The sequence below is a fragment of the Bradyrhizobium sp. Ghvi genome (assembly GCF_900115265.1).
GTDB lineage: Bacteria > Pseudomonadota > Alphaproteobacteria > Rhizobiales > Xanthobacteraceae > Bradyrhizobium.
The window spans coordinates 110,366-132,206 of record NZ_FOVU01000009.1 but is presented as its reverse complement, the minus strand read 5'-3'; the positions used below and the strand labels follow the sequence as shown (position 1 = coordinate 132,206).

Sequence of the window (21,841 nt, the reverse complement as noted above, 5' to 3'; positions counted from 1 at the left end):
CTCACTTCTTCTTCCAGTTTGATAGTTCAGGCCACCTGCGTCATCGGTACCGTATCGCGTCCCTTCAGGACGTCCATGGCCGCGAGCACGCCGCCGCTCCGGTGCGGAATCTTTGCAAGATCCAGGCCCATCTCGACGCCGGCGAGCGTGCCCATCAGCATCAGGTCGTTGAAGTGACCGATATGACCGATGCGGAACACCTTGCCTTTGACCTTGTTGAGGCCGGTGCCAAGCGACATGTCGAAGTTTTCGAGCACCACCTTGCGGAAGGCGTCGGCATCGAAACCGTCAGGCACGCGCACGCCGGTCAGCGCCGGCGAATGCGCGGCGGGATCGACGCACTGCGTCTCCAGGCCCCAGACCTTGGCCGCGGCGCGCGTTGCCGCGCTGTGGCGCTTGTGGCGGGACCAGACGTTCTCGAGTCCCTCCTCCTCGAGCATCTTGACCGCTTCGCGCAGCCCATAGAGCAGGTTTGTTGCGGGCGTATAGGGGAAGGTGCCGAGCTTGTTGAAGGAAATGACCTCCTGCCAGTCCCAATAGGAGCGCATGCCGGGATTGGCCTTGGCAACGGCGAGCGCCTTCTCGGAGACGGCGTTGAAGCCGAGGCCCGGCGGCAGCATCAGGCCCTTCTGCGAGCCCGCGACCGAGACGTCGATGCCCCAGGCATCGTGTTCATATTCCATCGAGCCGAGGCCCGAGATGGTATCGACCATCAACAGCGCCGGATGCTTGACGCGATCGAGCAGCTTGCGCACCTCCAGCGGCGGCGTGACGCAACCTGTCGAGGTCTCGTTGTGGACGACGCAGACCGCCTTGATGGCGTGCTGCTTGTCGGCGGCCAGGCGCTTCTCGAGCTCGGCGAGGTCGGCGCCATGGCGCCAATCGCTCGGGATGAAGTCGACGTCGAGCTTGAACTTGTCGGCGATGCCGCGCCACAGCACGGCGAACTGGCCGGTCTCGCACATCAGCACTTTGTCGCCGGGGGCGAACACATTGACCATCGCCGCTTCCCAGGCGCCGGTGCCGGACGATGGGAAGATGATCACGGGCTGCTTGGTGCGGAACACCCGCTGCATCGAGGCCAGGACCGCGAAACCGAGCTCGGCAAACTCCGGACCGCGATGGTCCAGCGTCGGCATGTCCATCGCCCGCAGCACGCGGTCGGGCACATTGGTCGGTCCTGGAATCTGTAGGAAATGCCTTCCAGTATGCACGGTCATGGGCGTCCTTCCCGGTCTTGAAGTCTGTCTTGAAGTCGATTTTGGCTTTGCGTCTGGCCGCCCGATCCACGGGTCCGGTGAGCCGCTCGCATATCACTATTCGCTGGGCTTGTCCCTCGTCCGGGGGAGGCCGTCAATGCACAAGAAGCAGGGCTCGCCTTGCCAAGCGCGGCGACCGTAGGCAAGACGGGCCAGCAAACAGCCGAGAGCGGATCATGGCGGCGGAAGTGACCGGAAAATCACGGAAATCAGCCCCTAGGGACGGCCTGGCGGCGCGTCTGGCCCGCGAAATCACGGGCGACGTCCTGTTCGACGGCTTCAGCCGCGGCCGCTACGCCACCGACGCCTCGTTCTACCAGATCGTGCCGTCAGGCGTGGTGGTCCCCAGAACCATGGACGAGGCCCTGCGGGCGCTGGCGATCGCCCGCGACGAGGGCATCAAGGTCACCCCGCGCGGCGGCGGCACCTCGCAATGCGGCCAGACCGTCAATGATGGGCTCGTGGTCGATCTCTCAAAGCACCTCAACAAGATCCTGTCGCTGGACGTCGCGGGCCGGACCTGCGTGGTCGAGCCCGGCATCGTGCTCGACGACCTCAATCGCCAGCTCAAAAAGCACGGCCTCTGGTTTCCGGTCGACGTCTCCACCGCCTCGCGCGCCACCATCGGCGGCATGGCCGGCAACAATTCCTGCGGCGGCCGCTCGCTTCGCTACGGCACCATGCGGGACAACACGCTCTCGATGGAAGCTTCGCTCGCCGACGGTACGCTGAGCCGCTTCGGCGAGGTCTCGCGCGATCTCTCGGATAGCGATGCCGGCGAGACCGTGCGCGCGCTATTCCGCGACATGCTCGATCTCGGCGCTCGCGAGGCCGACGAGATCGCGGCGCGCTTTCCAAAGGTGCAGCGCCGCGTCGGCGGCTATAACATCGATGCGCTGGTGCCGCGCAATCCGCGCAACAACATGGCGCATCTGCTGGTCGGCTCCGAAGGGACCCTCGCCTTCACCACCAAGGTCGAGCTGAAGCTGTGGCCCGTCATCCGCAACAAGGCGCTTGGCGTCTGCCATTTCGGCAGCTTTTACGAGGCGATGGACGCCGCCCAGCATCTGGTCAAGCTCAAGCCGATCGCGGTCGAACTGGTCGACCGCACCATGATCGCGCTCGGCCGCGACATCGCCATGTTCAAGCCGATCATCTCCGCCGCGATCAAGGGCGATCCGGACGCCGTGCTGGTGGTCGAGTTCGCCGAAGAAGATCAGGCCGATAATCTCATGCGCCTCAAACAGCTCAACGAGCTGATGGGCGATCTCGGCTTCGGCTGGGCCAACGAGAAGCGCAAATGGGGCGGCGTGGTCGAGATATCAGAACCTGCCTTGCAGAGCGGCATCGCCGATTTCCGCGCCGCCGGGCTCAACGTCATGATGTCGATGAAGCAGGAGGGCAAGCCGGTCTCCTTCGTCGAGGATTGCGCCGTGCCGCTGCCGCATCTCGCCGACTACACGGCGCGGCTGAACGAGGTGTTTGCGAAACACGGCACCAGCGGCACGATGTACGCGCACGCCTCGGAAGGCTGCCTGCATGTGCGGCCCGTGCTGAACCTCAAGCTTGAAAAAGACGTCAAGGCGATGCGCGCCATCGCCGAAGAAGCTTTTGCCCTGGTGCGCGAATACAAGGGCTCGCATTCCGGCGAGCATGGCGATGGCCTGGTGCGCTCCGAATTCCACGAGACCATGTTCGGGGAGCGCCTCGTCGCCGACTTCCGCGAGGTGAAGCATCGCTTCGACCCTGAAGGCGTGCTCAATCCGGGCAAGATCGTCGATGCGCCCAGGATGGACGACCGCTCGCTGTTCCGCTTCAAGCCGGACTATCGCGTCGGCGAGCTGAAGACCAAGCTCGACTGGTCGGCCTATCCCGGCGCCGGCGGCGGATTTCAGGGCGCGGTCGAGATGTGCAACAACAACGGCGCCTGCCGCAAGCTCGAGGGCGGCGTGATGTGCCCATCCTACCGCGCCACGCGCAACGAGAAGGACGTCACCCGCGGCCGCGCCAACACGCTGCGACTCGCGATATCGGGTCAGCTCGGCCCCGATGCGCTGTCCTCCGACGAGATGCTGGAAACGCTCAAACTTTGCGTCTCCTGCAAGGCTTGCCGCCACGAGTGCCCTACGGGCGTCGACATGGCCAAGATGAAGATCGAGGTGCTGGCTGCGCGTGCCGCCACTCACGGCCTGACCTTGCGTGATCGCCTGGTCGGCTATCTCCCGCGTTACGCCGGCCTCGCCTCGCGCTTCGCATCGCTGGGGAATTTGCGCAATCACAGCCCGCTGCTGCGAAAGCTGTTCGAGCGCTTTGCCGGCATCAGCGCACGCCGCGCATTGCCGGCCTTCCGTAGCGACGTGTTTGTGCCACCGGCAGAGGTTGTCGGCCCAGCGGACGGCCGCGAGGTCGTCCTGTTCGCCGATACCTTTAATCGCATCTATGAGCGCGAGAATCTCGACGCTACCCTGCGTGTGCTCACGGCCGGCGGCTATCGCGTGCATCTGCCCAAGCCTGCCAGCGGCAGCCGTCCGCTCTGCTGCGGCCGCACTTTCCTCTCCGCCGGACTCGTCGATGAAGCCAGGTCGGAGCTCGATAGACTGGTGGAGGTTTTCGCACCCTTTGCCGCGCGCGGCGTACCCATTGTCGGCCTCGAGCCGAGTTGTCTCCTCACGCTGCGCGACGAGCTCGCTTCGCTGCGCAAGGACGAGGACGCCAAGACCGTGGGTGCCCATGCCCTCACTTTCGAGGAGTTCCTGGTGCGCGAGGCCGAGGCTGGCCGGCTGCAACTGCGGCTCGGCACTGTCGCCGAGAAGGCCTTGGTACACGGCCATTGCCATCAAAAATCCTTCGGCGCCCTCAAGCCGGTCGAGCAGGTGCTGAGGCTCGTGCCCGGCCTTGAGGTCGAAACCATCGAGTCGAGCTGCTGCGGCATGGCTGGCGCCTTCGGCTATGGCGCCGATAGCTATGATGCCTCGATCGAGATGGCCGAACTGTCATTGCTGCCCGCCGTGCGGCGCGCGGACCAAGGCACGCTGGTCGTCGCCGACGGCACCTCCTGCCGCCACCAGATCCATGACGGCGCTCAGCGCGAGGCGCTTCACGTCGTACGCGTGCTGGCGATGAGCCTCGATCGCGCCGAGCCCATTTCTACTTCAACCGCGACAAAGGAACCCAGCCATGGCTGACCTCACGCTCGACACCGCCCGAAAGATCCTCGACGCCGCTTTTGCCAAATCCAACGAGCTGAAGTTGAAGCCATTGGTCGTCACTATCCTCGACGCGCGCGGCGTGCTCAAGATCGCCGCCGCCCAGGACGGCACCAGCCTGATGCGCGCCGAGATCGCGCACGGCAAGGCCTACGGCGCCCTCGCGATGGGCATGGGCTCGCGCGCGCTGTATCAGCGGGCGCAGGAGCAGGCCTATTTCATCGACGCCGTGAACACCATCGCCAAGGGCGCGCTCGTGCCGGTCCCCGGCGGCGTGCTGATCATGGACGGCGCGACCTTGCTTGGCGCGGTGGGTGTTTCCGGCGACACGTCGGACAATGACGAAGCCTGCGCCGTCGCCGGCATCCAAGCGGCCGGACTGAAGGCCAACGCGGGTTGAGCTGCCGTAGGGTGGGTTAGCCTTGCGACTGCGCGAAGCGCAGTTGCGGGGTGTAACCCACCTCTTCTGCCTCCGCGGGCATAGAAGTGGTGGGTTACGCCAAGTGGCTTGCGCTTCGCGCAATCCGCAGGGCTAATCCACCCTACGCACCAGCGCTTGTGTTGCCTGACGGGCAAAACATCCAACCCCTCGGTCAATCGCCCCGCATCAAAATATTCCACTTTACCGAAATTCGGATTTGGCGTATGCATCGCCCATCCTGATCCGGCGAAAGGGGCGGTCGTACGTCGTCACGAACCGCGGATCGGGCTGCGGTGGACGCTGGGCAGCGCCGTCGCGGATGCGAGTGGCGGGGCGGGGCGATGGATTGAGCCGAACCCCGTGAGCCGCTCGCAAGCCGCGTTGTACGAACGGCGCCGCGTCCCGCGAAGCCCCTTGGGGCGAAGCGGGATCTGCCTGCGTACGGCAAAACCGTGTGGTCCTGGCCGTCGTCGCTACGGTCAAGTCTTGCGGATGCGGCATTGGCGTCAACCGGCGCGGTGTCGGCGACTTCCGTAAGACGAGGGAGGCCAGAAGGAATTCGGCTCCCGGGAGAGCACGGCATAAGCCGTCCGACCACTGCGCAGGGAAGGCCGTGTGTTCGGCTTCACCTGTATGCCGCTGTGCAATCTCTTTTGCGCTACATGCGCACAGCGGACCGTGGGTGCCAGTCGGCACCCGGCCTTCCCTGCGCCCTTTCCTTCGAGGGGGTGTAAAGCGGAGAGCAAACCTCGGGCGGAGGACGCCGCGAGAAGGCAATGCTGCGTCTGCTGTTTGAGAAGTGAATTTGGGGTCTCGTGCCCCGGACGCTGCGCAGCACGCAGTGATGCGCCGCAGAGCCGGGGCCCATCTCTCCTCGTGTTACCGGGGCGGCTCCTGGGTCCCGGCTCTGCGCAGCAGCGTTACAGCTGCAGCGCGTCCGGGACACGAGAGCCGGGCATTATCACCTCCCCGTCCAGATCGGCTTGCGCTTTTCTGCGAACGCCTTCAGCCCCTCCTTGGCGTCCTCAGTCATGGCCAACAGGGCAATCTGGCTTTCGGTATAGGCTATACTCTCGTCGAACGACATCGCGGCGATGGCGCGCATGGCGTATTTGCCGCGGCGGATCGCGGTCGGGGATTTGTCGACGATGCGGCCGATCAGCCAATCGATCTTGGCGTCGAGCTCGGCCGACGGCACGACATAGTTGAGCAGGCCCGCATCCTTTGCAGCCTTGGCATCGAACGGCTCGCCGGTGAGCGCCCATTCGTTGACGAGGCGTCGCGGTGCGATCTCCTGCAGCAGGCTCAGCACCTGCATCGGAAACACGCCGACCTTCACCTCCGGCAGCCCGAAGATGACATGATCGGCCGCAACCGCCATGTCGGTCATGCACAGAAGGCCCATGCCGCCGGCCATGCAGACGCCACCGACGCGCGCGATCGCGGGCTTGGTGGCGTTCTGCGACAAGCGCAGCAGATCGGCATAATCGACATTCGGCCGGGAGTGATCCATCGCGAACGCCGCACCGGAATTTTGCAAATCTGCGCCGGCGCAGAACGCCTTGTCGCCCGCGCCGGTCAGCACAATGACGCGTACATCCTTGTCGTCATGTGCATCGCGATAGCCACGCGTGATGCCGGCAATCACCTCGCCGTTCAGCGCATTGCGCTTCTCCGGCCGGTTGATGGTGATCCAGAACGCCTGCCCGCGCTTCTCGGTGATGACGGCTGTGGTGTCGGTCATGACGCGATATCCTTGCTCCCGATTTGCAGCCATTTGCGGCAGCTTCGGCGCGAGGTGCAAGGGCAATCTGCCGAAAGGCGCCGCTTTAGCGCCTCGACACAAAATCGCGGAGCATCAAGGAGCGGTTCAAGCCGCGGCGGCTTTCCTGATCCAGACCTTGTTGTCGTGGAACGCAGCGCCGCCGATCGGGGCGATGGTGTCGGCACCGGTGAGCACATTGATGCCGCGGCCGCCGATATGATTCTTGTTCGGGTGCACGGACTCCGCGATCACCACGCCACGCCGCACGCCCTCGAACAATACGGCGATGAGCGTGGTCTCGCCCCTGATATTGCCGAGCGTCACGACGTCGCCGTCGGTGATGTCGAGCATGGCCGCATCGAGCGGATGGATCATCACGCTCGCTCTGCCCTCGCGTGCCTGCGAGGACGGGGTCTCGTTGAACGTGGTGTTGAGGAAGCTGCGCGATGGGCTGGTCGCGAGCCGGAACGGATGCGCCTGGTCAGTGTGCTCGATCACCGCCCAATGGTCCGGCAGCGAAGGCATCTTGTCGAAATCGCCCATGGTCTGGCCGAACGGCGGATGCGCCCAGTCCGCCCTGAAGTGGAATTTCTTGTCGGGATGCGCGAAGCCATCGAGATAATGCGAGGTGCGGAAGCCCGGCTGAAGATCGCGCCAGAGATCGGCTTCGAGACCGCCGATGTCGCCGTGATCGCTGAGCCTCAAGGTCGTGTCGATCAATTCGCGGGGTGTCATCTCGAAACCCCGGTGCTTGGCACCGAGCCGCGGCGCCAAGGCCTGCAACACCTCATGGTTCGAGCGGCATTCGCCGGGCGGATCGATCAGCTTCGGACCGACCGAGATGTGCTGGTGCCCGCCGCCGTAATAGAGATCGTCATGCTCCATGAACATGGTCGCCGGCAGCACGATGTCGGCCATCAGCGCCGTCTCGGTCATGAACTGCTCGTGCACAGCGACGAAAAGATCCTCGCGCGCGAAGCCCTGGCGAACCAGCGCCTGCTCCGGTGCGACCGTCATCGGGTTGGTGTTCTGGATCAGCATCGCCTTGACCGGGCCCTTGCCAAGCAGGGCCTCGGCATCGCCGGTGAGGATGCGGCCGATCTGCGACTGGTCGAGGGCGCGGACCGTCTTGTCGATGGCGTCGTGGCCTTCGATAACGGATTCGTTGAAGTGCCACAGCGCGTAATTGTTGAAGAAAGCGCCGCCGCCTTCATACTGCCAGGCGCCGGTCACAGCGGGAATGCAGTTCGCGGCATGCATCTGCATCGCGCCGTTACGCGAGCGCGTGAAACCGTAGCCAAGGCGGAAGAAGGTCCGCTTGGTCTCGCCCACCGCCTTGGCGAAGGCCTCGATCTCCGCCACCGGTACGCCGCAAATCGCCGAGGCCCATTCCGGTGTGCGCGGCTTCAGATGCGCCTCGAGTTCATCGGGGCAGTCGGTGTACTTGTCCATGTAAGCGCGGTCGGCATAGCCGTCGCGGAACAGCACATGCATCACGCCACAGGCAAACGCGCCGTCAGTGCCGGGCCGCAACAGGATCTTGATGTCCGCCTGCTTCATGGTCTCGTTATCGTAGATGTCGACCGCAGCGATCTTCGCGCCGCGCTCCTTCCGCGCCCGCGCGGCATGCGTCATCACGTTGACCTGCGTGTTGACGGGGTTCGTACCCCAGATCACGACGAGGTCGGACAGCGCCATCTCGCGCGGATCCACGCCGGCAATCTTGCCGGTGCCGATCGCAAAGCCGATGCGCCCGACATTGGCGCAGATGGTCTGATAGAAGCGCGAATATTTCTTCACATGCGTGAGACGGTTGAGACCGTCGCGCATCACCAGCCCCATCGTGCCGGCGTAGTAATACGGCCAGATCGATTCCGGGCCGAATTCGCGCTCGGCCTCGTTGAAGCGAGCGGCGATCTCGTCCAGCGCCTCGTCCCACGAAACCCGCGCGAACTGACCGGAGCTCTTCGGCCCCATCCGGCGCAGCGGATACATCAGTCGCTCGGGGTGATGGATGCGCTCGGCGTAGCGAGCAACCTTGGCGCAGACCACGCCGGCCGTATAGGTCTGCTTCTTCGAGCCGCGCACGCGGCCGATGCTGCGCCCCTCGACCACCTCGACATCGAGCGCGCAGGCCGACGGGCAATCATGCGGACAGGTGGAGTGGCGGATCTCGATCTTGGCGTGCTGGTTCATGGCCGATTTCGTAACACCAAAATACCTGTGAGCCGAGGGCATTTATCCGGCAATGCCCATGCAAAATGCTCAAACCCGCGCTCCGCCTGTTCCTCCCGCGACCGCGAAATGCCCCGACCGTCACACCGAAACGCCTTGGATATTCCGGCCGAAATCGACCTTGTAGGGCGTCGACAGGCCGCGCGGGCTACCGTTACAGTGCCATCAAACAAAAACGAGTTCAGGGAGGTGGGCGTGACATCCCGACAATTCATGCTGGCGCTGGCTGCCGGCCTGCTCACCGCATTCTTCGCAAGCCCGTCTCCAGCACAGGACTATCCCGCGCACGCGGTCCGCATCGTCGTGCCGTTCGGCGCCGGCGGGCCAGCCGACGTCGGGGCCCGGCTGATCGGCCAAGCCTTCCAGGAGCGCTTTGGCCAACCCTTCGTGGTCGAGAACCGCACCGGCGCGGGCGGCGTCATAGGCACGGTCGAGGCGGCGAAGTCGCCGGCCGACGGCTACACCTTGCTGATGATGTCCAACACCCAGACCGCGAATGAATCGCTGCTGACGCCGGAGCAGCGCAAATACGATTTGATGCGCGATCTCGCGCCGATCGCGCCGGTGAACTATTCCGATCTCGTCATTGTAGTGAACCCGCAAGTCCCGGTGAAGACGCTTGCCGAGTTCATTGCGCTCGCGAAGGCGCAGCCCGGCAAGCTGAACTACGCCTCCTCGGGCCAGGGCACGCCATATCACATGGCCGGCGAGCTGTTCAAAGCCATGGCCGGCATCGATGTCGTCCACGTCCCCTACCGCAACAGCGGTGAAGCGCGCAGCGGCGTGATCGGCGGTCAGGTGCAGATGATGATCGACGCTGTCCCGGCCATGGCGCCGAACATCGGCGAAAACCAGGTCCGCGCGCTTGCGACCACCGGCAAGCAGCGCTCGACCGTGCTGCCGAACGTGCCGACCGCCGGCGAGGCCGGCGTCGCTGGCTATGAGGCGACGATCTGGCTCGGCCTGATGGCCCCGGCGGGTACGCCAAAGCCTGTCATCGACAAGCTCAATTCAGCCGTGAACGCGATGGTGAAGCGGCCCGACATCGTCAAGCTCTGGACCGAGCAGGGTGCCGTGCCCATGTCGATGACTTCCGACGAATTCGACAAGTTCCTGCGCGGCGACATCGCGAAATGGGCCGATGTCGTCAAGAAGTTCAACAAGTCCTGAGGCCGTTCTGCTTATGCCCACCATTCAGTTCCGGCTCAACGGCACGCCGACTGCCGTCGATACCCATCCGGATCAGACCCTGCTCGATGTGTTGCGCGGCCGGCTCGGAATCACCAGTCCGCACCTCGGCTGCGGCGCCGGTGAATGTGGCGCCTGTCACGTGATGGTCGACGGACGCGCAATGGCCTCGTGCGACATGCCGATGTGGTCGGCGGCAGACAGGGACGTCGTCACGCTGGAGGGCCTCGGCAGCGCCGAGCAACCACATCCGCTGCAACGCGCCTTCATCTCCGAACAGGCGATGCAATGCGGCTATTGCGTCTCGGGAATCCTGATCAGCGCGGCGGCACTGCTCAAGCGCAATCCATCGCCGACGGAGAGCGAGGTCAGGGCGGCGCTCGATCGCAATCTGTGCCGCTGCGGGTCGCACAACCGCATGGTCCGTGCCGTGCTGCGAGCGGCAGCGGAGACGGCAACGTCATGAGTGCGCCATCCCCTGCCCCGAAACTGCCGCCCAGCCTGGCAGCCAATCCAAGACTATCGTCGTGGGTGAAGATCACCGGCGAAGGCCGCGTGGCGATCTCGCCCGGCAAGGTCGAAATCGGCCAGGGCATCGTCACGGCGCTGGCGCAGATCGCGGCGGACGAGCTCGAGGTCGAGATCGGCCGCATCGAAATGATCCGCGCCTCCACGGCTGTGAGCCCGAACGAAGGCGTCACCTCCGGCAGCCTCTCGATCCAGCAATCCGGCCGCGCGCTGCGCCAGGTGTGCGCCGAGGTGCGCCAATGCTTCCTTGCCGCAGCATCCGAACGTCTCGGCGTCGATGCAGCGTTGCTCGGTGTCGAGGACGGCACGATCTCGGGACCTGGCAATGTCAGGACCAGCTATTGGGAGCTCGCGAGCGAGGTTTCCCTCGACCAAGAGGCTTCCGTCGGTGCTTCGGCGAAGACGGTCGCCAAACGCGCGGTAGCCGGACATTCGGTGCAACGCATCGACATTCCCGACAAGGTGTTCGCACGGCCGCGCTTCATCCACGACAGTGAGCTGCCAGATCTTGTGCACGGACGCGTGCTGCGGCCGGTCCTGCCCGGCGCGAAGTTGCGCATGCTCGACGAAGCAACCGTCCGCAGCATTTTTGGGCTCATCTCGGTCGTCCGCGATGGCAGCTTTGCGGGCGTGGTCGCCGACAGCGAGACCTCGGCCGAAGCGGCGCTGAAAGCTTTACGCCGGGGCGCGACATGGTCCGCCGGCGAGCCGCTCCCGGATGAAAACAATCTGGCTGGCTTCTTGAGAAGCCAGCCGGTCGAGACGACCATCATCGATACCAGAGCCGCGGCAACGACAAGAGCTACCCGCACGCTCCGCCGGCAATACACCCGCCCCTATATCGCGCACGCATCGATCGCACCCTCCTGTGCGATGGCGCAATGGGATGGCGACCGAGTCCATGTCTGGACGCACAGCCAGGGCGTCTACCTGCTGCGCGCCGACCTCGCCATCGTGCTCAAGCTGCCGGCCGAGAACATCGTCGTCGAGCATATGGAGAGCGCGGGCTGCTATGGGCACAATGCGGCCGACGATGTCGCGCTCGACGCGGTGCTGCTGGCCAAAGCCGCTGGCGGCCGCCCGGTGCGAGTGCAGTGGTCGCGTCACGACGAAATGTGCCACGCGCCGTTTGGTGCGGCGATGGCGATCGAGATCGAGGCCGATCTCGATACCGAGAACGAGATCGTCGGCTGGCGCCATGCGATCTGGAGCAACGGTCACGCCGCACGACCTGGGCGCGCGACACAGCCTGCTCTGCTGGCAGCGAGCGAGCTCGCAAACTCCTATCCGCGCATGATCTCGACGAATCCGCCGGCGGCCAATGGCGGCGGCGGCGACCGCAACTCGGTTCCGCTCTACGACTTCCCGGCCTGGACGATCACGAGCTACCGCCTGCTGGCCATGCCGGTCCGCACCTCGGCACTGCGGACCCTCGGCGCGCAAGGCAATGTGTTCGCCATCGAATCCCTGCTCGACGAAATCGCGACCCTGCGCGGTGAAGACCCGATCGCATTCCGCTTGAGACATCTCCGCGACGAGCGAGCGAAGGACGTCATCCGCGCCGTTGCGCGACGCGCCGGCTGGAAGCCTGCGAGACAACCCGGCATCGGGTACGGCGTCGGCTTTGCTCGCTACAAGAACACAGGCGCGTATTGCGCCGCGATTGCCGAGGTCGAAGGCAGCGATGATATCCGCGTCAGGCGCCTGACGCTTGCGGTGGACGTCGGCGAGGCCATCAATCCAGACGGCGTCGTCAACCAGATCGAAGGCGGCGCGATCCAGGCAACGAGCTGGGTGCTGAAGGAGCGTGTCCGCTTCGACCGCACGCGTATCACATCGACGTCCTGGACGGACTATCCGATCCTGGCCTTCAGCGAGGTGCCGGCAGTAGACATCGAGATTATTCAGCGCCCGGAGATCGAGCCGGTCGGCGCCGGCGAAGCTGCGCACGGCCCAGTGACAGCGGCGATCGCGAACGCGGTCCATGATTGCCTCGGCGTGCGGGTGCGCGACCTGCCGATCACGCGCGACAGAATTATCGCAGCCATGGAGCTTGCATCGTGACAACAGTGAACATCTTGAGCGGCGGCGCGGCGCAAGGGCTGGTGCGCGGCCTCACCGAGGCCTTCAAGGCGCAGACCGGCTTCGGCATTGACGGCGAGTTCGGCGCAGTCGGTGTGATGGCTGACAAGCTGCGCGCGGGCACGCCGGCCGATCTCGTGATCCTGACACAAGCCCTCCTCGCAAAGCTCGCCGCGGAGAAGCTGGTCAGTCCCTCCTCGATTGCGGATGTCGGGCGGGTGGAAACCGCCCTCGCCGTCCGCAGCCGCGATCCCGTGGTAACCGTGAAGACCGAAGCCGATCTGCGCGAAGTGCTGCGGTCTGCGGACGCCATCTACGTCCCTGATACCAAGGCCTCGACCGCGGGTCAGCACGTCGCGAAAGTGCTGGATCAGCTCGGCATCGCCTATGAGGTCGCCTCGCGCCTGAAGGTCTTTCCGAATGGCGCAACGGCGATGCGTGAGCTGGCCGTGTCCACCGCGGCGCGGCCGATCGGATGCACACAGGCGACCGAAATCATCGCGACCGACGGCATCAAGCTTGCCGGCTCGCTGCCGCCGGGATCCGAGCTGGTGACGATGTACACGGCTGGCGTAACCGCAGGGGCCGCGCACCCGGACGAAGCGTCCGCATTGATCGCACTGCTGACCGGCGCAGATCAAAGGGAGCTGCGCCAGCGCATGGGCTTTGCCGGTTAGATGCGAACCTTACTTGTGCAACTGGGTCAGACCGGTCGGCGGACCGTCGACCCCGGTCCAGCCGCCGTCCACGAACAGCGTGCTGCCGCTGACATAGCTTGCGGCATCCGAGGCGAGATAGGCCACCGCCGTGGCGACCTCGTCGGCGCTGCTCCAGCGGTTGAACACGGTGTGACCGGCGTAGAGATTGTAGATGTCGGGCCGCTGCTTGAACGGACTGGTCAGCGCGGTCTCCACGATACTCGGCGCAATTGCGTTGACGCGCACGCCGGCATGACCGACCTCGGAGGCAAAGCCCTTCACCAGGAGGCCGATCGCCGCCTTGGTCGAGCCGTAGACGCCGAGCCCCGGCTCGATCGTCACCGCGCGCACCGAGGAACAGGCGATAATGCTGCCAGCCTTCTGCTCGACCATGATGCGGCCAAACGCCTGGAAGAACCAGACCGTGCCTTTGACGTTGAGGTTCAGGACGCGATCGAGATCCTCCTCGGTGTAGTCGAGGATGGTCTTGCGGATGTTGAGCCCGGGCGTCGTCACGGCGATGTCGAGCCGCGGAAATTTCTGCATCATGCTTTTGGCGAGCGCATTGACCTCCGCAGCGCTCGCAGCGTCGCACGCGGCCGCCTCGGCCCAGCCACCTTTGTCGCGGATGCCGGCAGCGGTCGCCTCGGCCGCCTCGAGCGCGCGATCGGCGCAGACGACGCGAGCACCAAGCGCGGCCAGCGCTTCGGCCGACGATTTGCCGATGCCCGATGCGGCGCCAAGCACCACGGCCGTCTTGCTGGTGAGATCGAAGAGCTTGCGATAGTCGGTCACGGCACATCCTTTTTATGTTGCGGCCGGTCGCCCATGCAAGCCAACCGGCCGGGATACGAGAGGTTCAGGTCCAAATGTCGTACACGTGGCAGCCGAGCCATCAATTCAAAAACGGTATCGATCGATACTCGCTTCAACTTGGACTCCTTGCTCCATGCGCCCTTAGGAAGGCCAACGGGGAAATGGATTCAGGGAGGGGCGCTTGAGCGCGAGACACCGGACACGGCCGCTAGGATGGTCTCGCGCCCGGCTTTTGGTTCGAGAACATACGATTCCTGCAACGGCGCACGAGCCATCCCCCTCCTAATCTCCTAGTTGATCTTCCCGCAGCTCGTCTCATATACTAATATATCAATTTGCAGAGCCCGCATGTCCGCCCGATCAACCAAGAGAACTGAGGCCTCCTCAGGCTCAGCCATGACCGGCCCTCGCCGCGCCAAGCCACCGCAAAGAGCTACGGCTTCGTCGCGCATTTATAGCGAGTTGCGCAGTGAGCTGGTCTCAATGCGACGCCGGCCCGGCGAGGTCATCTCCGAGGCAGAGATCGCGCTAAGCTATGGCGTCAGCCGGACACCGGTGCGCGAGGCGGTCCTCAAATTATCTGATGAGGGCCTGCTCGACGTTTTCCCGCAATCGGGCATTTTCGTTTCCCGCATCCCGCTCGCCGCCCTGCCCGAGGCCATCATCATCCGCAAGGCGCTGGAAGAGACCACGGCGCGACTTGCGGCCGAACGCGCGACCGCGAGCCAGGTTCTACAATTGCGGTCGATCGTGGAACGCCAGCGCGAGGCGGATGAAGCCGGCGACCGTGCCGCGTTTCACCAAGCCGATGAACTGTTCCATGCCACCATCGCCGATGTCGCCAGACACCCGGGCATCTGGACGCTGATCCTGCAGGTGAAGATGCATGTCGACCGCTATCGTCAACTGACGCTGCCGGTCACCGGGCGCATGACGCAGGTGATTGCCGAGCATGAACCGATCCTCGCGGCGATCGAGGCGCACGATCCGCAACGTGCAGGGATTGCGATGGAGCGACACCTCGACCGGTTGCTCCGCGACATCTCGGAGACGCAACACACCAATCCGGAGTTTTTCGCCAGCACCGAATGACCGGATCTCCGATCAATAACGACACACACCGAAAGAACCAATGAGGGAGGACCACCATGCTACGTCGTGATTTCATCAAATTGAGCGCCGGCCTGGGAGCTGCCACGCTTGCTCCGATCTCGTCGGGCCGCGCCCAGACCAAGGCCGTGTTCAAGGCTGCCGACGTGCAGCCGGTCGGCTATCCGACGGTCGCCGCCGTCGAGAGCATGGGCAAGAAGCTCGCCGAGGCGACGCAAGGGCGTCTCTCGATCCAGACTTATCCTTCGGCCCAGCTCGGTGCCGAGAAAGAGACGATCGAGCAGACCCAGATCGGCGCGATCCAGATGCTGCGCGTCAGCGCCGGCGCAGTCGGCCCGATCGTCGACGACATCAATGTCGTCAACATGCCGTTCCTGTTCAAGAACGTGGAACAATCCTGGAAGATGATGGATGGCGAGGTCGGCCAGGAGCTGCTCGAGAAGATCACTGCCAGCCCGAACGCCAACCTGGTCGGTCTGTGCTGGATGGATTCCGGCGCACGCAGCTTCTACAACACCAAGCACCCGATCAAATCGATCGCCGACGTTCATGGCCTGAAGCTTCGCGTGATCGGCAACCCGATCTTCATTGACATGGTCAACGCGCTCGGCGGTAACGGCATCGCCATGGGCTATGACCAGGTGTTCTCCTCGCTCCAGACCGGTGTGATCGACGGCGCCGAGAACAACCCGCCGAGCTACGTATTCAGCAACCACTACACCGCGGCGAAATACTACTCGCTGACGGAGCACCTGATCATTCCCGAAATCCTCTGCTTCTCCAAGCGGTCCTGGACCTCGTTGTCGGCTGACGACCAGGCTCTGATCAAGAAGTTCGCGCGCGAAGCTCAGCTCGAGGAGCGCGAGCTCTGGAAGAAGTACGAAACGACGGCGATGGAGAAGGCCAAGGCCGCCGGCTGCGAGATCGTGGAGATCGCCGACAAGAAGCCATTCCAGGATGCAGTCAAGCCGGTTTGGGACAAGTATGGTCCGAAATACCAGGCCATGATCAAGCGCATCCAGGCGCTCTGAGCGTTCTCGAACAAGAGCCAAAGCGCGACGATCACTCATCGCGCTTGGCTCGGACAAATCCAAACCACTGACAGAGCAGGAAACGCGGATGGCCGCACTGTTTCGCCGAGCGATGGACTATCTCTACCTGTCATGCGTGATCGTCGGCTGCACCGCGCTGGTCGCGATCTCCGCGGTGATTCCGTGGGCGGTGTTCACGCGCTATGTGCTGAACAGTGCGGCTTCCTGGCCGGAGCCGACGGCGGTGTTGCTGACGATCGTGTTGACCTTCATCGGCGCCGCCGCCGGCTATCGGCTCAACCTGCACATGAACGTCGCTTATTTCGCCAAAAAGCTGCCTCCGCCCCTGCAACGGGCCACCGACATCCTGGTGCAGCTGCTGATGGCCCTGATCGCGCTGTTCATGACGATCTGGGGCGAACGCCTGGTCGAAGTCACCTGGTACAACACTATCCCCGACTTCCCCTCGCTGTCAGTGGGCGTCACCTACCTGCCAATTCCGATCGGCGGAGTCTGCCTTCTGCTCTTTGTGATCGAGCGAATTTTCCTCGGCGTGCCGCCCGACCCGATCGGCAAGCATTCCGAAACCGCCCCCTTCGAGTGAGCCGGGAGTCATTGCAATGGACATCTTCATCCTCCTCGGCACGATGATCGTGTGCTTCCTGATCGGCATGCCGATCGCCTACTCGCTGGCGATGGCGGCGATCGCCGGCGCGCTGTCGGTTGGTATCCCCCTGGAAGCCTTGATGCTGAAAATATCGGACGGCGTCAGCAAGGTGGCGATGCTGACGATCCCCTTCTTCGTGCTCGCCGGCGCCATCATGGCCGAAGGCGGCATGGCGCGGCGGCTCGTCGCCTTTGCCGACGTGCTGGTCGGCTTGACCCGGCTGCGCGGCGGACTCTCGATCGTCAACGTTTTGGCGACGACGTTTCTCAGCGGCATCTCCGGCTCGGCGGTGGCCGATACCTCCGCGATCGGCTCGGTGATGATCCCCCAGATGGAGAAGAACGGCTATCCACGCGTGTTCGCCACTAACCTCACCATCTCATCATCGGTGCAGGCGCTCCTCGTCCCGCCGAGCCACAACGCCGTGTTGTATTCGCTCGCGACCGGCGGCACTATCTCGATCAGCGCGCTGTTCATGGCCGGCGTTTTTCCGGGGCTTTTGATCGGATTCTCGCTGATCATCCTGTGCCTGGTGATCGCCTATCGCGAAGGCCATCCGCACGGTCGCACCGTGCCGGCCAAGGATGCGATCAAGATCACGGTCGAGGCAGCCTGGGGCCTGATCACGCTCGTCATCATCCTCGGCGGCATTCTAGGCGGCATCTTCACGGCGATCGAAGCGGGCGCAGTTGCGTGCATCTGGGCGTTCTTCGTCACCATGTTCATCTACCGCGACTATAAGTGGCGCGATCTGCCGGTCCTTCTGCACCGGACCTTGCGAACGGTCGCGATGGTCATGACGCTGATCGCCTGCGCTTCCGCCGTGGGCTATATCATGGCGCTGACGCAGATGCCGGCGAAGATGACGGCATTCTTCCTGTCGATCTCGAGCAACAAATACGTCATCTTGCTGCTGCTCAACGTCTTGTTGCTGCTGCTCGGCACGCTGCTCGACATGGCGCCGTCGATCCTGATCGCCACGCCAATCCTCCTGCCTGTCATGCAGAACTTCGGTGTCGACCCCGTGCATTTCGGCATGATCATGCTGCTGAACCTCGGCATCGGCCTGTGCCATCCGCCAGTCGGTGCGATCCTGTTCGTCGGCTGCGCGGTCGGCAAGGTCTCGCTCGAAGAGGTCATGCGCAAGATCTGGCCGTTTTACGGCGTCATGCTGTTCGTGCTGATGCTCGTCACTTTCCTGCCGGAGATTTCGCTCTGGCTGCCGCGTCACATCCTGCACTAAAGCAGGCCGCGTCAGCTTGAGCGGCACAAGGCTGGACCCACGCGGTCGCCGTCGTTAACGGCCAGATCACTCGCCGTCGAGGCCGCTCTCGGCAAGTTCGCGGAGCGCATCGGTATCGAGCACAACGATGGCGCCATGCTCGAGGCGCACCCAGTTTCGTCCGGCCCAGGCGCGCAGTTGCTTGTTGATGCTCTCGCGGGTCATCCCTACCATCTCGCTGATCTCCTGCTGGGTGATCGCGAGCGTGCCGCTGCCGGAATCAAGCTTGCGCTCTTCGGTGAGACCGAGCAGCGCGCTGGCGAGCCGGCCCGGCAGATTCTGCAGGATCACCTGCTCGACCTGTTGGCTGGTCCAGCGCAACCGTGCGCAGAGCAATTCGATGAATTTCATCGCGAGCGCCGGCTGGCTCTTCACGAATGGCAGGAAGTCGCGGCGGTCAATGATGTAGAGCTCGCAGTTGGTGTTGGCCGTCGCGTCCGCCGACCGCGGCGCACCATCCAACACGGCAATTTCGCCGAAGATTTCGCCAGGACCGATCAGATTGAGAATGGCGTTCCGGCCATCGGGCGACGACGAGGAAATCTTCACTGTGCCGGAGATCACCGCAAACAGATTGTTTCCGGGATCGCCCTTGGCAGCAATCATTGCGCCGCGCTTGACCGTGGTGTGCTTGGCGTAGCGGCACAGTTGATCGAGCGCTTCCGGATCCAGATCTGCAAAGATCGGATGCTTGCGCAGGACGGACAGTTTGTTACCCGACGACTGCCGGGGGTCGCCGGTCTTGTCCTGAGGCACGCCGGGACTCCTAAGACTGCGAGGCACTGGAGTCCTGCGTAGTCAACGTTGCCCAGCTTTTCAACCGGAAAGCACGTGCGCACATTGAAGCAAACACCGTAGGAATGCCGCAATCACGCCACGAAAACGCATCCGCAGGCTGCGCCAAGGCGAATCGCGCTATGCAAAGTTGCGGAATTGGCAACCCTCAGAGGCCAGAGGCACTGAGGCGGCGACCGCGGAAGACGGCCCCGACGGGGCGTCCAGATGCGACTGTTATCTGAGGAAATTCAAGGCTTCGCATCCGAATCGAGCCGGGATCCGCTGGTCTGTCGGTCCGCCCAAGCCAGCGCTGCGGCGAATACGACAAACATGGTCATGACAGCAATGGTCACCAGCAGCGCATCCGTCGGCATCGTGCCCTCCCGAAATTCTCGTGTCGGGCATTATTTTGCGGCCGATCATCGGCGTCATTGATCCTAATCAAAAATCAAGCACCGCTCGGGCAGAGTCAGGCTTCATGCCGCAGCCAAGGCCTCGACTCGCGCGGGATCGCGCAGGCAGATTCCGCCATGAATTATCTCGATCGCTCCGTGCCGTTCCAGCTTGGTGAAAGTGCGGCTGACGGTCTCGATGGTCAGGCCGAGATAGTCGGCGATATCCTGCCGGCTCATTGGAAGGGGGACGGTATTCGAGGATCCCTTGAGCGCAATCAGCCGCTCGCGCCAGCCGAGCAGAAACGTCGCGACCTTTTCATCCGCCGAGCGGCGGCCGAGTAGGACCATGTGGTCACGCGCCTGACTCAACTCGCGAATTGCCAGCTCATTGATCCGCTGGAGCAGATGCGGCCGATCTTCGATGAAGCGGCCAAACGGCACCTTCGCGAACTGGCACGCGGTCACCGCACCAATCGCATCGGCCGAAAAATTGTGGCGGCTGGACATATTCATCCCCAGGAAATCCCCGGGCAGGGCAAAGCCCACGATCTGTCGGCGGCCGTCGGGCAGCAGCTTGTAGAGCCGCATGACGCCTTCGAGCAGATTGAAGAACGAGGTCGTGATGTCCTCCTCGGAGAACACAGTCTCTCCCGTTGCGAAATGAACGCGGCGCCCGAGGTGCTCGAACTCCCTGAGCTCGGCCAGGTCCAGCGACGCACAAACCGCGATGCCGCGGATCGCGCAATCGCTGCAAAAATGACCGTTCGGCTCAATCATCGTCACCGAAGCCCTCATCCCATCCAAGCGCCCCGGATCCGTACTCGTCAGAGTCCGCGGCGTGGAGTGCATTTTACTGCATTGCGCGGAACCCGATTGACCCAAATCAAATTTGGCCTCCATCCCCACCCTATTCTGCATTGCGAGTTCGACGGGACCAATTTCCATGCTGCAAAACGTACTGCGCTACGGCTTGATCGTGCTGTCCTTGATCGCTCCCGCCCTCGCTGCGCCGACGGCCGAACAACGGGGAAAAGCCTATGCGCGGGCCAATTGCGCGCGCTGCCATGCAATCGACCGTCATTCCGAGAGCCCGCTGAAGATTGCTCCGCCGTTCCGAACCCTGCACCAACGTTACCCGATTGATGCACTCGAGGAGGCGCTCGCCGAAGGCATCTATACCGGCCATGCCGACATGCCTGCCTTCGAGCTCGATCCGGACCAGATCCACGACCTGCTGTCCTACCTCAAGACGCTCGAATAGCCCGTGGGCGCTATTAAACCGCCTGCACCGTCCAACCGATCAGTTCCCTGACGACGCGGGCGAAGGCCGCGTCGAACGCCACGATCGCGGCCGTCGGCTCGACCTTGTCGAGCTTTTCATTGGTCTCGATCAGGCGCGATGCGATCACCTTGCCATTCTTGTCGACGATCCGCGCGGACAGTCCGATTTCGACCCGGCTCTCGCCGTCGGTGGCAATGCGAAATCGCCTGATGTCGATCAGGAGCTGATAATCGGCCTGCCCCAGATCGGCCGTCCGTAGCGGAGCATGCGCGATATCGTAATTTTCGAAACTGTCGATCAACCGCGCCTGCACCAGCTTTGGAATGCTGTCAGCCCACAGGAATTCGGCGAAGCCATTGCTGTCGCCGACCGGCGAGAACAGCATCCGCTGCGTCTGGAGCATGGCGACAGCGGTCGGCTCGGGAATCGCCAGTGACGCCGACAGCGTCTTGCCGGCCGATCCGAGATTCTGCGGCGTGCGGAGATCGTAGGTGACCTTCTGCGCAGGCGTGCCGCCGCCGGTCATCTTCTCAAGGCCAGCCAGGATACCGTCAATCTTGCCGGTGTTGCGCGCCAGCCCGTCGGAGAACGTCTTGAGATTGGCAATGGTGTCCCTGAGCGGTCCGGAATTGTCCTCGAGCACGGTATCGACACGCCGCAGGGCATCGCGCGCCGCTTGCGTCATGCTTTGGCCCGCACCAGCTTCTGCCACCAGCGTCAGCGGCTCGCCGGATTTGGCGACGATCATGCCGCCCTCCAGCGTCACCACCGGCACGCCAGTCAGTCCCTGAAACTCGAGCCCGACTTTGGTGTCGGTGCGGACGGGTGTCGTCGAGGCAACCGAAATCGTGGCATTGACGAAGCGCGGATTGTCCGGCGCGAGCCCGAGCTGGGTCACTTCGCCGACCCGGATGCCGTTGAACAGCACCCCTGCGCCGACCAGCAGGCCCGGCACCGGTCCCTGGAACTGGACGTGATAGCTCGTCCGCGGTCCGATGCCGCCGGTGTTATTCAGCCAATAGACGAAGCCGAACACCGCGAGGATCGCAGCCAGCACGAAGGTGCCGATCAGCACATAGGGAGCGCGGGTTTCCATGTT

The 21,841-nt window shown here is 63.7% G+C and carries 19 protein-coding genes; 11 read left to right on the top strand and 8 right to left on the bottom strand.

The annotated features are described in order from the left end of the window. Window positions 1-26: 26 nt before the first annotated feature. The gene (locus tag BM374_RS28725) at window positions 27-1,220 is read right to left on the bottom strand and encodes a pyridoxal-phosphate-dependent aminotransferase family protein (protein ID WP_092300283.1); all 1,194 of its coding nucleotides are present in this window, start codon (window positions 1,218-1,220) and stop codon (window positions 27-29) included. Window positions 1,221-1,435: 215 nt separating this feature from the next. Between BM374_RS28725 and BM374_RS28720 the strand changes: the two genes are divergently transcribed. Further along, window positions 1,436-4,444, top strand: a complete 3,009-nt coding sequence (locus BM374_RS28720) for an FAD-binding and (Fe-S)-binding domain-containing protein (protein ID WP_177248588.1) — start codon at window positions 1,436-1,438, stop codon at window positions 4,442-4,444. Further along, window positions 4,437-4,865 (top strand): GlcG/HbpS family heme-binding protein, encoded by a 429-nt coding sequence (locus BM374_RS28715; RefSeq protein ID WP_092300280.1) that lies wholly within the window; start codon window positions 4,437-4,439, stop codon window positions 4,863-4,865. Before BM374_RS28720 ends, BM374_RS28715 begins: the two co-directional genes overlap by 8 nt. 982 nt (window positions 4,866-5,847) lie before the next feature. Here the strand turns inward: BM374_RS28715 and BM374_RS28705 are convergent. After that, window positions 5,848-6,630, bottom strand: coding sequence for an enoyl-CoA hydratase/isomerase family protein (locus BM374_RS28705; protein ID WP_092300568.1), 783 nt, complete (start codon window positions 6,628-6,630; stop codon window positions 5,848-5,850). Between the two features lie 126 nt (window positions 6,631-6,756). Next, window positions 6,757-8,847: a molybdopterin oxidoreductase family protein gene (locus BM374_RS28700; protein WP_092300277.1), complete on the bottom strand. Its 2,091-nt coding sequence runs from the start codon at window positions 8,845-8,847 to the stop codon at window positions 6,757-6,759. Between the two features lie 252 nt (window positions 8,848-9,099). On the opposite strand from BM374_RS28700, the gene BM374_RS28695 reads away from it, so the two are divergent. Genes BM374_RS28695 through BM374_RS28680 form a run of 4 tightly spaced genes read left to right on the top strand, consistent with a single transcriptional unit; the run spans window position 9,100 to window position 13,361 of the window. Next, complete coding sequence (locus BM374_RS28695) at window positions 9,100-10,056, top strand: Bug family tripartite tricarboxylate transporter substrate binding protein (protein WP_177248601.1); 957 nt, start codon at window positions 9,100-9,102, stop codon at window positions 10,054-10,056. A 13-nt stretch (window positions 10,057-10,069) separates the two neighbouring features. Continuing rightward, window positions 10,070-10,540, top strand: a complete 471-nt coding sequence (locus BM374_RS28690) for a (2Fe-2S)-binding protein (RefSeq protein ID WP_092300271.1) — start codon at window positions 10,070-10,072, stop codon at window positions 10,538-10,540. Beyond that, the gene (locus tag BM374_RS28685) at window positions 10,537-12,666 is read left to right on the top strand and encodes a xanthine dehydrogenase family protein molybdopterin-binding subunit (protein ID WP_092300268.1); all 2,130 of its coding nucleotides are present in this window, start codon (window positions 10,537-10,539) and stop codon (window positions 12,664-12,666) included. The genes BM374_RS28690 and BM374_RS28685 overlap by 4 nt, the downstream gene beginning before the upstream one ends. Beyond that, complete coding sequence (locus BM374_RS28680) at window positions 12,663-13,361, top strand: molybdate ABC transporter substrate-binding protein (protein WP_092300265.1); 699 nt, start codon at window positions 12,663-12,665, stop codon at window positions 13,359-13,361. The genes BM374_RS28685 and BM374_RS28680 overlap by 4 nt, the downstream gene beginning before the upstream one ends. Window positions 13,362-13,370: 9 nt before the next feature. Here BM374_RS28680 and BM374_RS28675 read toward each other — a convergent pair whose 3' ends face one another. Continuing rightward, a complete protein-coding gene (locus tag BM374_RS28675) occupies window positions 13,371-14,177 on the bottom strand; it encodes an SDR family NAD(P)-dependent oxidoreductase (protein WP_092300262.1) in 807 nt (268 codons plus the stop codon). A gap of 417 nt (window positions 14,178-14,594) precedes the next feature. Here BM374_RS28675 and BM374_RS28670 point away from each other — a divergent pair, with 417 nt between their 5' ends. From BM374_RS28670 to BM374_RS28655, 4 genes are all read left to right on the top strand, one after another. Then, the gene (locus tag BM374_RS28670; RefSeq protein ID WP_502689463.1) at window positions 14,595-15,290 is read left to right on the top strand and encodes a GntR family transcriptional regulator; all 696 of its coding nucleotides are present in this window, start codon (window positions 14,595-14,597) and stop codon (window positions 15,288-15,290) included. 56 nt (window positions 15,291-15,346) lie between these two features. Then, on the top strand, window positions 15,347-16,339 hold the full coding sequence (locus tag BM374_RS28665) for a TRAP transporter substrate-binding protein (RefSeq protein WP_092300255.1): 993 nt from the start codon (window positions 15,347-15,349) through the stop codon (window positions 16,337-16,339). An 88-nt stretch (window positions 16,340-16,427) separates the two neighbouring features. Beyond that, window positions 16,428-16,943: a TRAP transporter small permease gene (locus BM374_RS28660; RefSeq protein ID WP_092300252.1), complete on the top strand. Its 516-nt coding sequence runs from the start codon at window positions 16,428-16,430 to the stop codon at window positions 16,941-16,943. A gap of 16 nt (window positions 16,944-16,959) precedes the next feature. After that, window positions 16,960-18,249 (top strand): TRAP transporter large permease, encoded by a 1,290-nt coding sequence (locus BM374_RS28655; protein WP_092300249.1) that lies wholly within the window; start codon window positions 16,960-16,962, stop codon window positions 18,247-18,249. Between the two features lie 66 nt (window positions 18,250-18,315). Here the strand turns inward: BM374_RS28655 and BM374_RS28650 are convergent, their stop codons facing one another. The 3 genes from BM374_RS28650 to BM374_RS28645 form a co-directional block, all read right to left on the bottom strand. Further along, window positions 18,316-19,044, bottom strand: coding sequence for a Crp/Fnr family transcriptional regulator (locus BM374_RS28650; RefSeq protein ID WP_092300246.1), 729 nt, complete (start codon window positions 19,042-19,044; stop codon window positions 18,316-18,318). A 269-nt stretch (window positions 19,045-19,313) separates the two neighbouring features. Then, window positions 19,314-19,439 (bottom strand): hypothetical protein, encoded by a 126-nt coding sequence (locus BM374_RS40005; RefSeq protein WP_283807093.1) that lies wholly within the window; start codon window positions 19,437-19,439, stop codon window positions 19,314-19,316. A 102-nt stretch (window positions 19,440-19,541) separates the two neighbouring features. Next, the gene (locus BM374_RS28645) at window positions 19,542-20,255 is read right to left on the bottom strand and encodes a helix-turn-helix domain-containing protein (protein WP_092300243.1); all 714 of its coding nucleotides are present in this window, start codon (window positions 20,253-20,255) and stop codon (window positions 19,542-19,544) included. Window positions 20,256-20,403: 148 nt separating this feature from the next. On the opposite strand from BM374_RS28645, the gene BM374_RS28640 reads away from it, so the two are divergent. Continuing rightward, window positions 20,404-20,721, top strand: coding sequence for a c-type cytochrome (locus tag BM374_RS28640; protein ID WP_092300240.1), 318 nt, complete (start codon window positions 20,404-20,406; stop codon window positions 20,719-20,721). 13 nt (window positions 20,722-20,734) lie between these two features. Here the strand turns inward: BM374_RS28640 and BM374_RS28635 are convergent, their stop codons facing one another. Then, entirely contained in the window at window positions 20,735-21,838 is a 1,104-nt protein-coding gene (locus BM374_RS28635; protein WP_092300237.1) for an ABC-type transport auxiliary lipoprotein family protein, read from the bottom strand. Between the last annotated feature and the right edge of the window lie 3 nt (window positions 21,839-21,841).

Coding starts and splice junctions, on each gene's coding strand:
- BM374_RS28685 (WP_092300268.1), top strand. CDS start 10,537: ATGAGTGCGCCATCCCCTGCCCCGAAACTGCCGCCCAGCCTGGCAGCC.
- BM374_RS28635 (WP_092300237.1), bottom strand. CDS start 21,838: ATGGAAACCCGCGCTCCCTATGTGCTGATCGGCACCTTCGTGCTGGCT.
- BM374_RS28690 (WP_092300271.1), top strand. CDS start 10,070: ATGCCCACCATTCAGTTCCGGCTCAACGGCACGCCGACTGCCGTCGAT.
- BM374_RS28720 (WP_177248588.1), top strand. CDS start 1,436: ATGGCGGCGGAAGTGACCGGAAAATCACGGAAATCAGCCCCTAGGGAC.
- BM374_RS28655 (WP_092300249.1), top strand. CDS start 16,960: ATGGACATCTTCATCCTCCTCGGCACGATGATCGTGTGCTTCCTGATC.
- BM374_RS28715 (WP_092300280.1), top strand. CDS start 4,437: ATGGCTGACCTCACGCTCGACACCGCCCGAAAGATCCTCGACGCCGCT.
- BM374_RS28670 (WP_502689463.1), top strand. CDS start 14,595: ATGACCGGCCCTCGCCGCGCCAAGCCACCGCAAAGAGCTACGGCTTCG.
- BM374_RS28645 (WP_092300243.1), bottom strand. CDS start 20,255: ATGAGGGCTTCGGTGACGATGATTGAGCCGAACGGTCATTTTTGCAGC.
- BM374_RS28665 (WP_092300255.1), top strand. CDS start 15,347: ATGCTACGTCGTGATTTCATCAAATTGAGCGCCGGCCTGGGAGCTGCC.
- BM374_RS40005 (WP_283807093.1), bottom strand. CDS start 19,439: ATGCCGACGGATGCGCTGCTGGTGACCATTGCTGTCATGACCATGTTT.
- BM374_RS28725 (WP_092300283.1), bottom strand. CDS start 1,220: ATGACCGTGCATACTGGAAGGCATTTCCTACAGATTCCAGGACCGACC.
- BM374_RS28700 (WP_092300277.1), bottom strand. CDS start 8,847: ATGAACCAGCACGCCAAGATCGAGATCCGCCACTCCACCTGTCCGCAT.
- BM374_RS28660 (WP_092300252.1), top strand. CDS start 16,428: ATGGCCGCACTGTTTCGCCGAGCGATGGACTATCTCTACCTGTCATGC.
- BM374_RS28695 (WP_177248601.1), top strand. CDS start 9,100: ATGCTGGCGCTGGCTGCCGGCCTGCTCACCGCATTCTTCGCAAGCCCG.
- BM374_RS28705 (WP_092300568.1), bottom strand. CDS start 6,630: ATGACCGACACCACAGCCGTCATCACCGAGAAGCGCGGGCAGGCGTTC.
- BM374_RS28640 (WP_092300240.1), top strand. CDS start 20,404: ATGCTGCAAAACGTACTGCGCTACGGCTTGATCGTGCTGTCCTTGATC.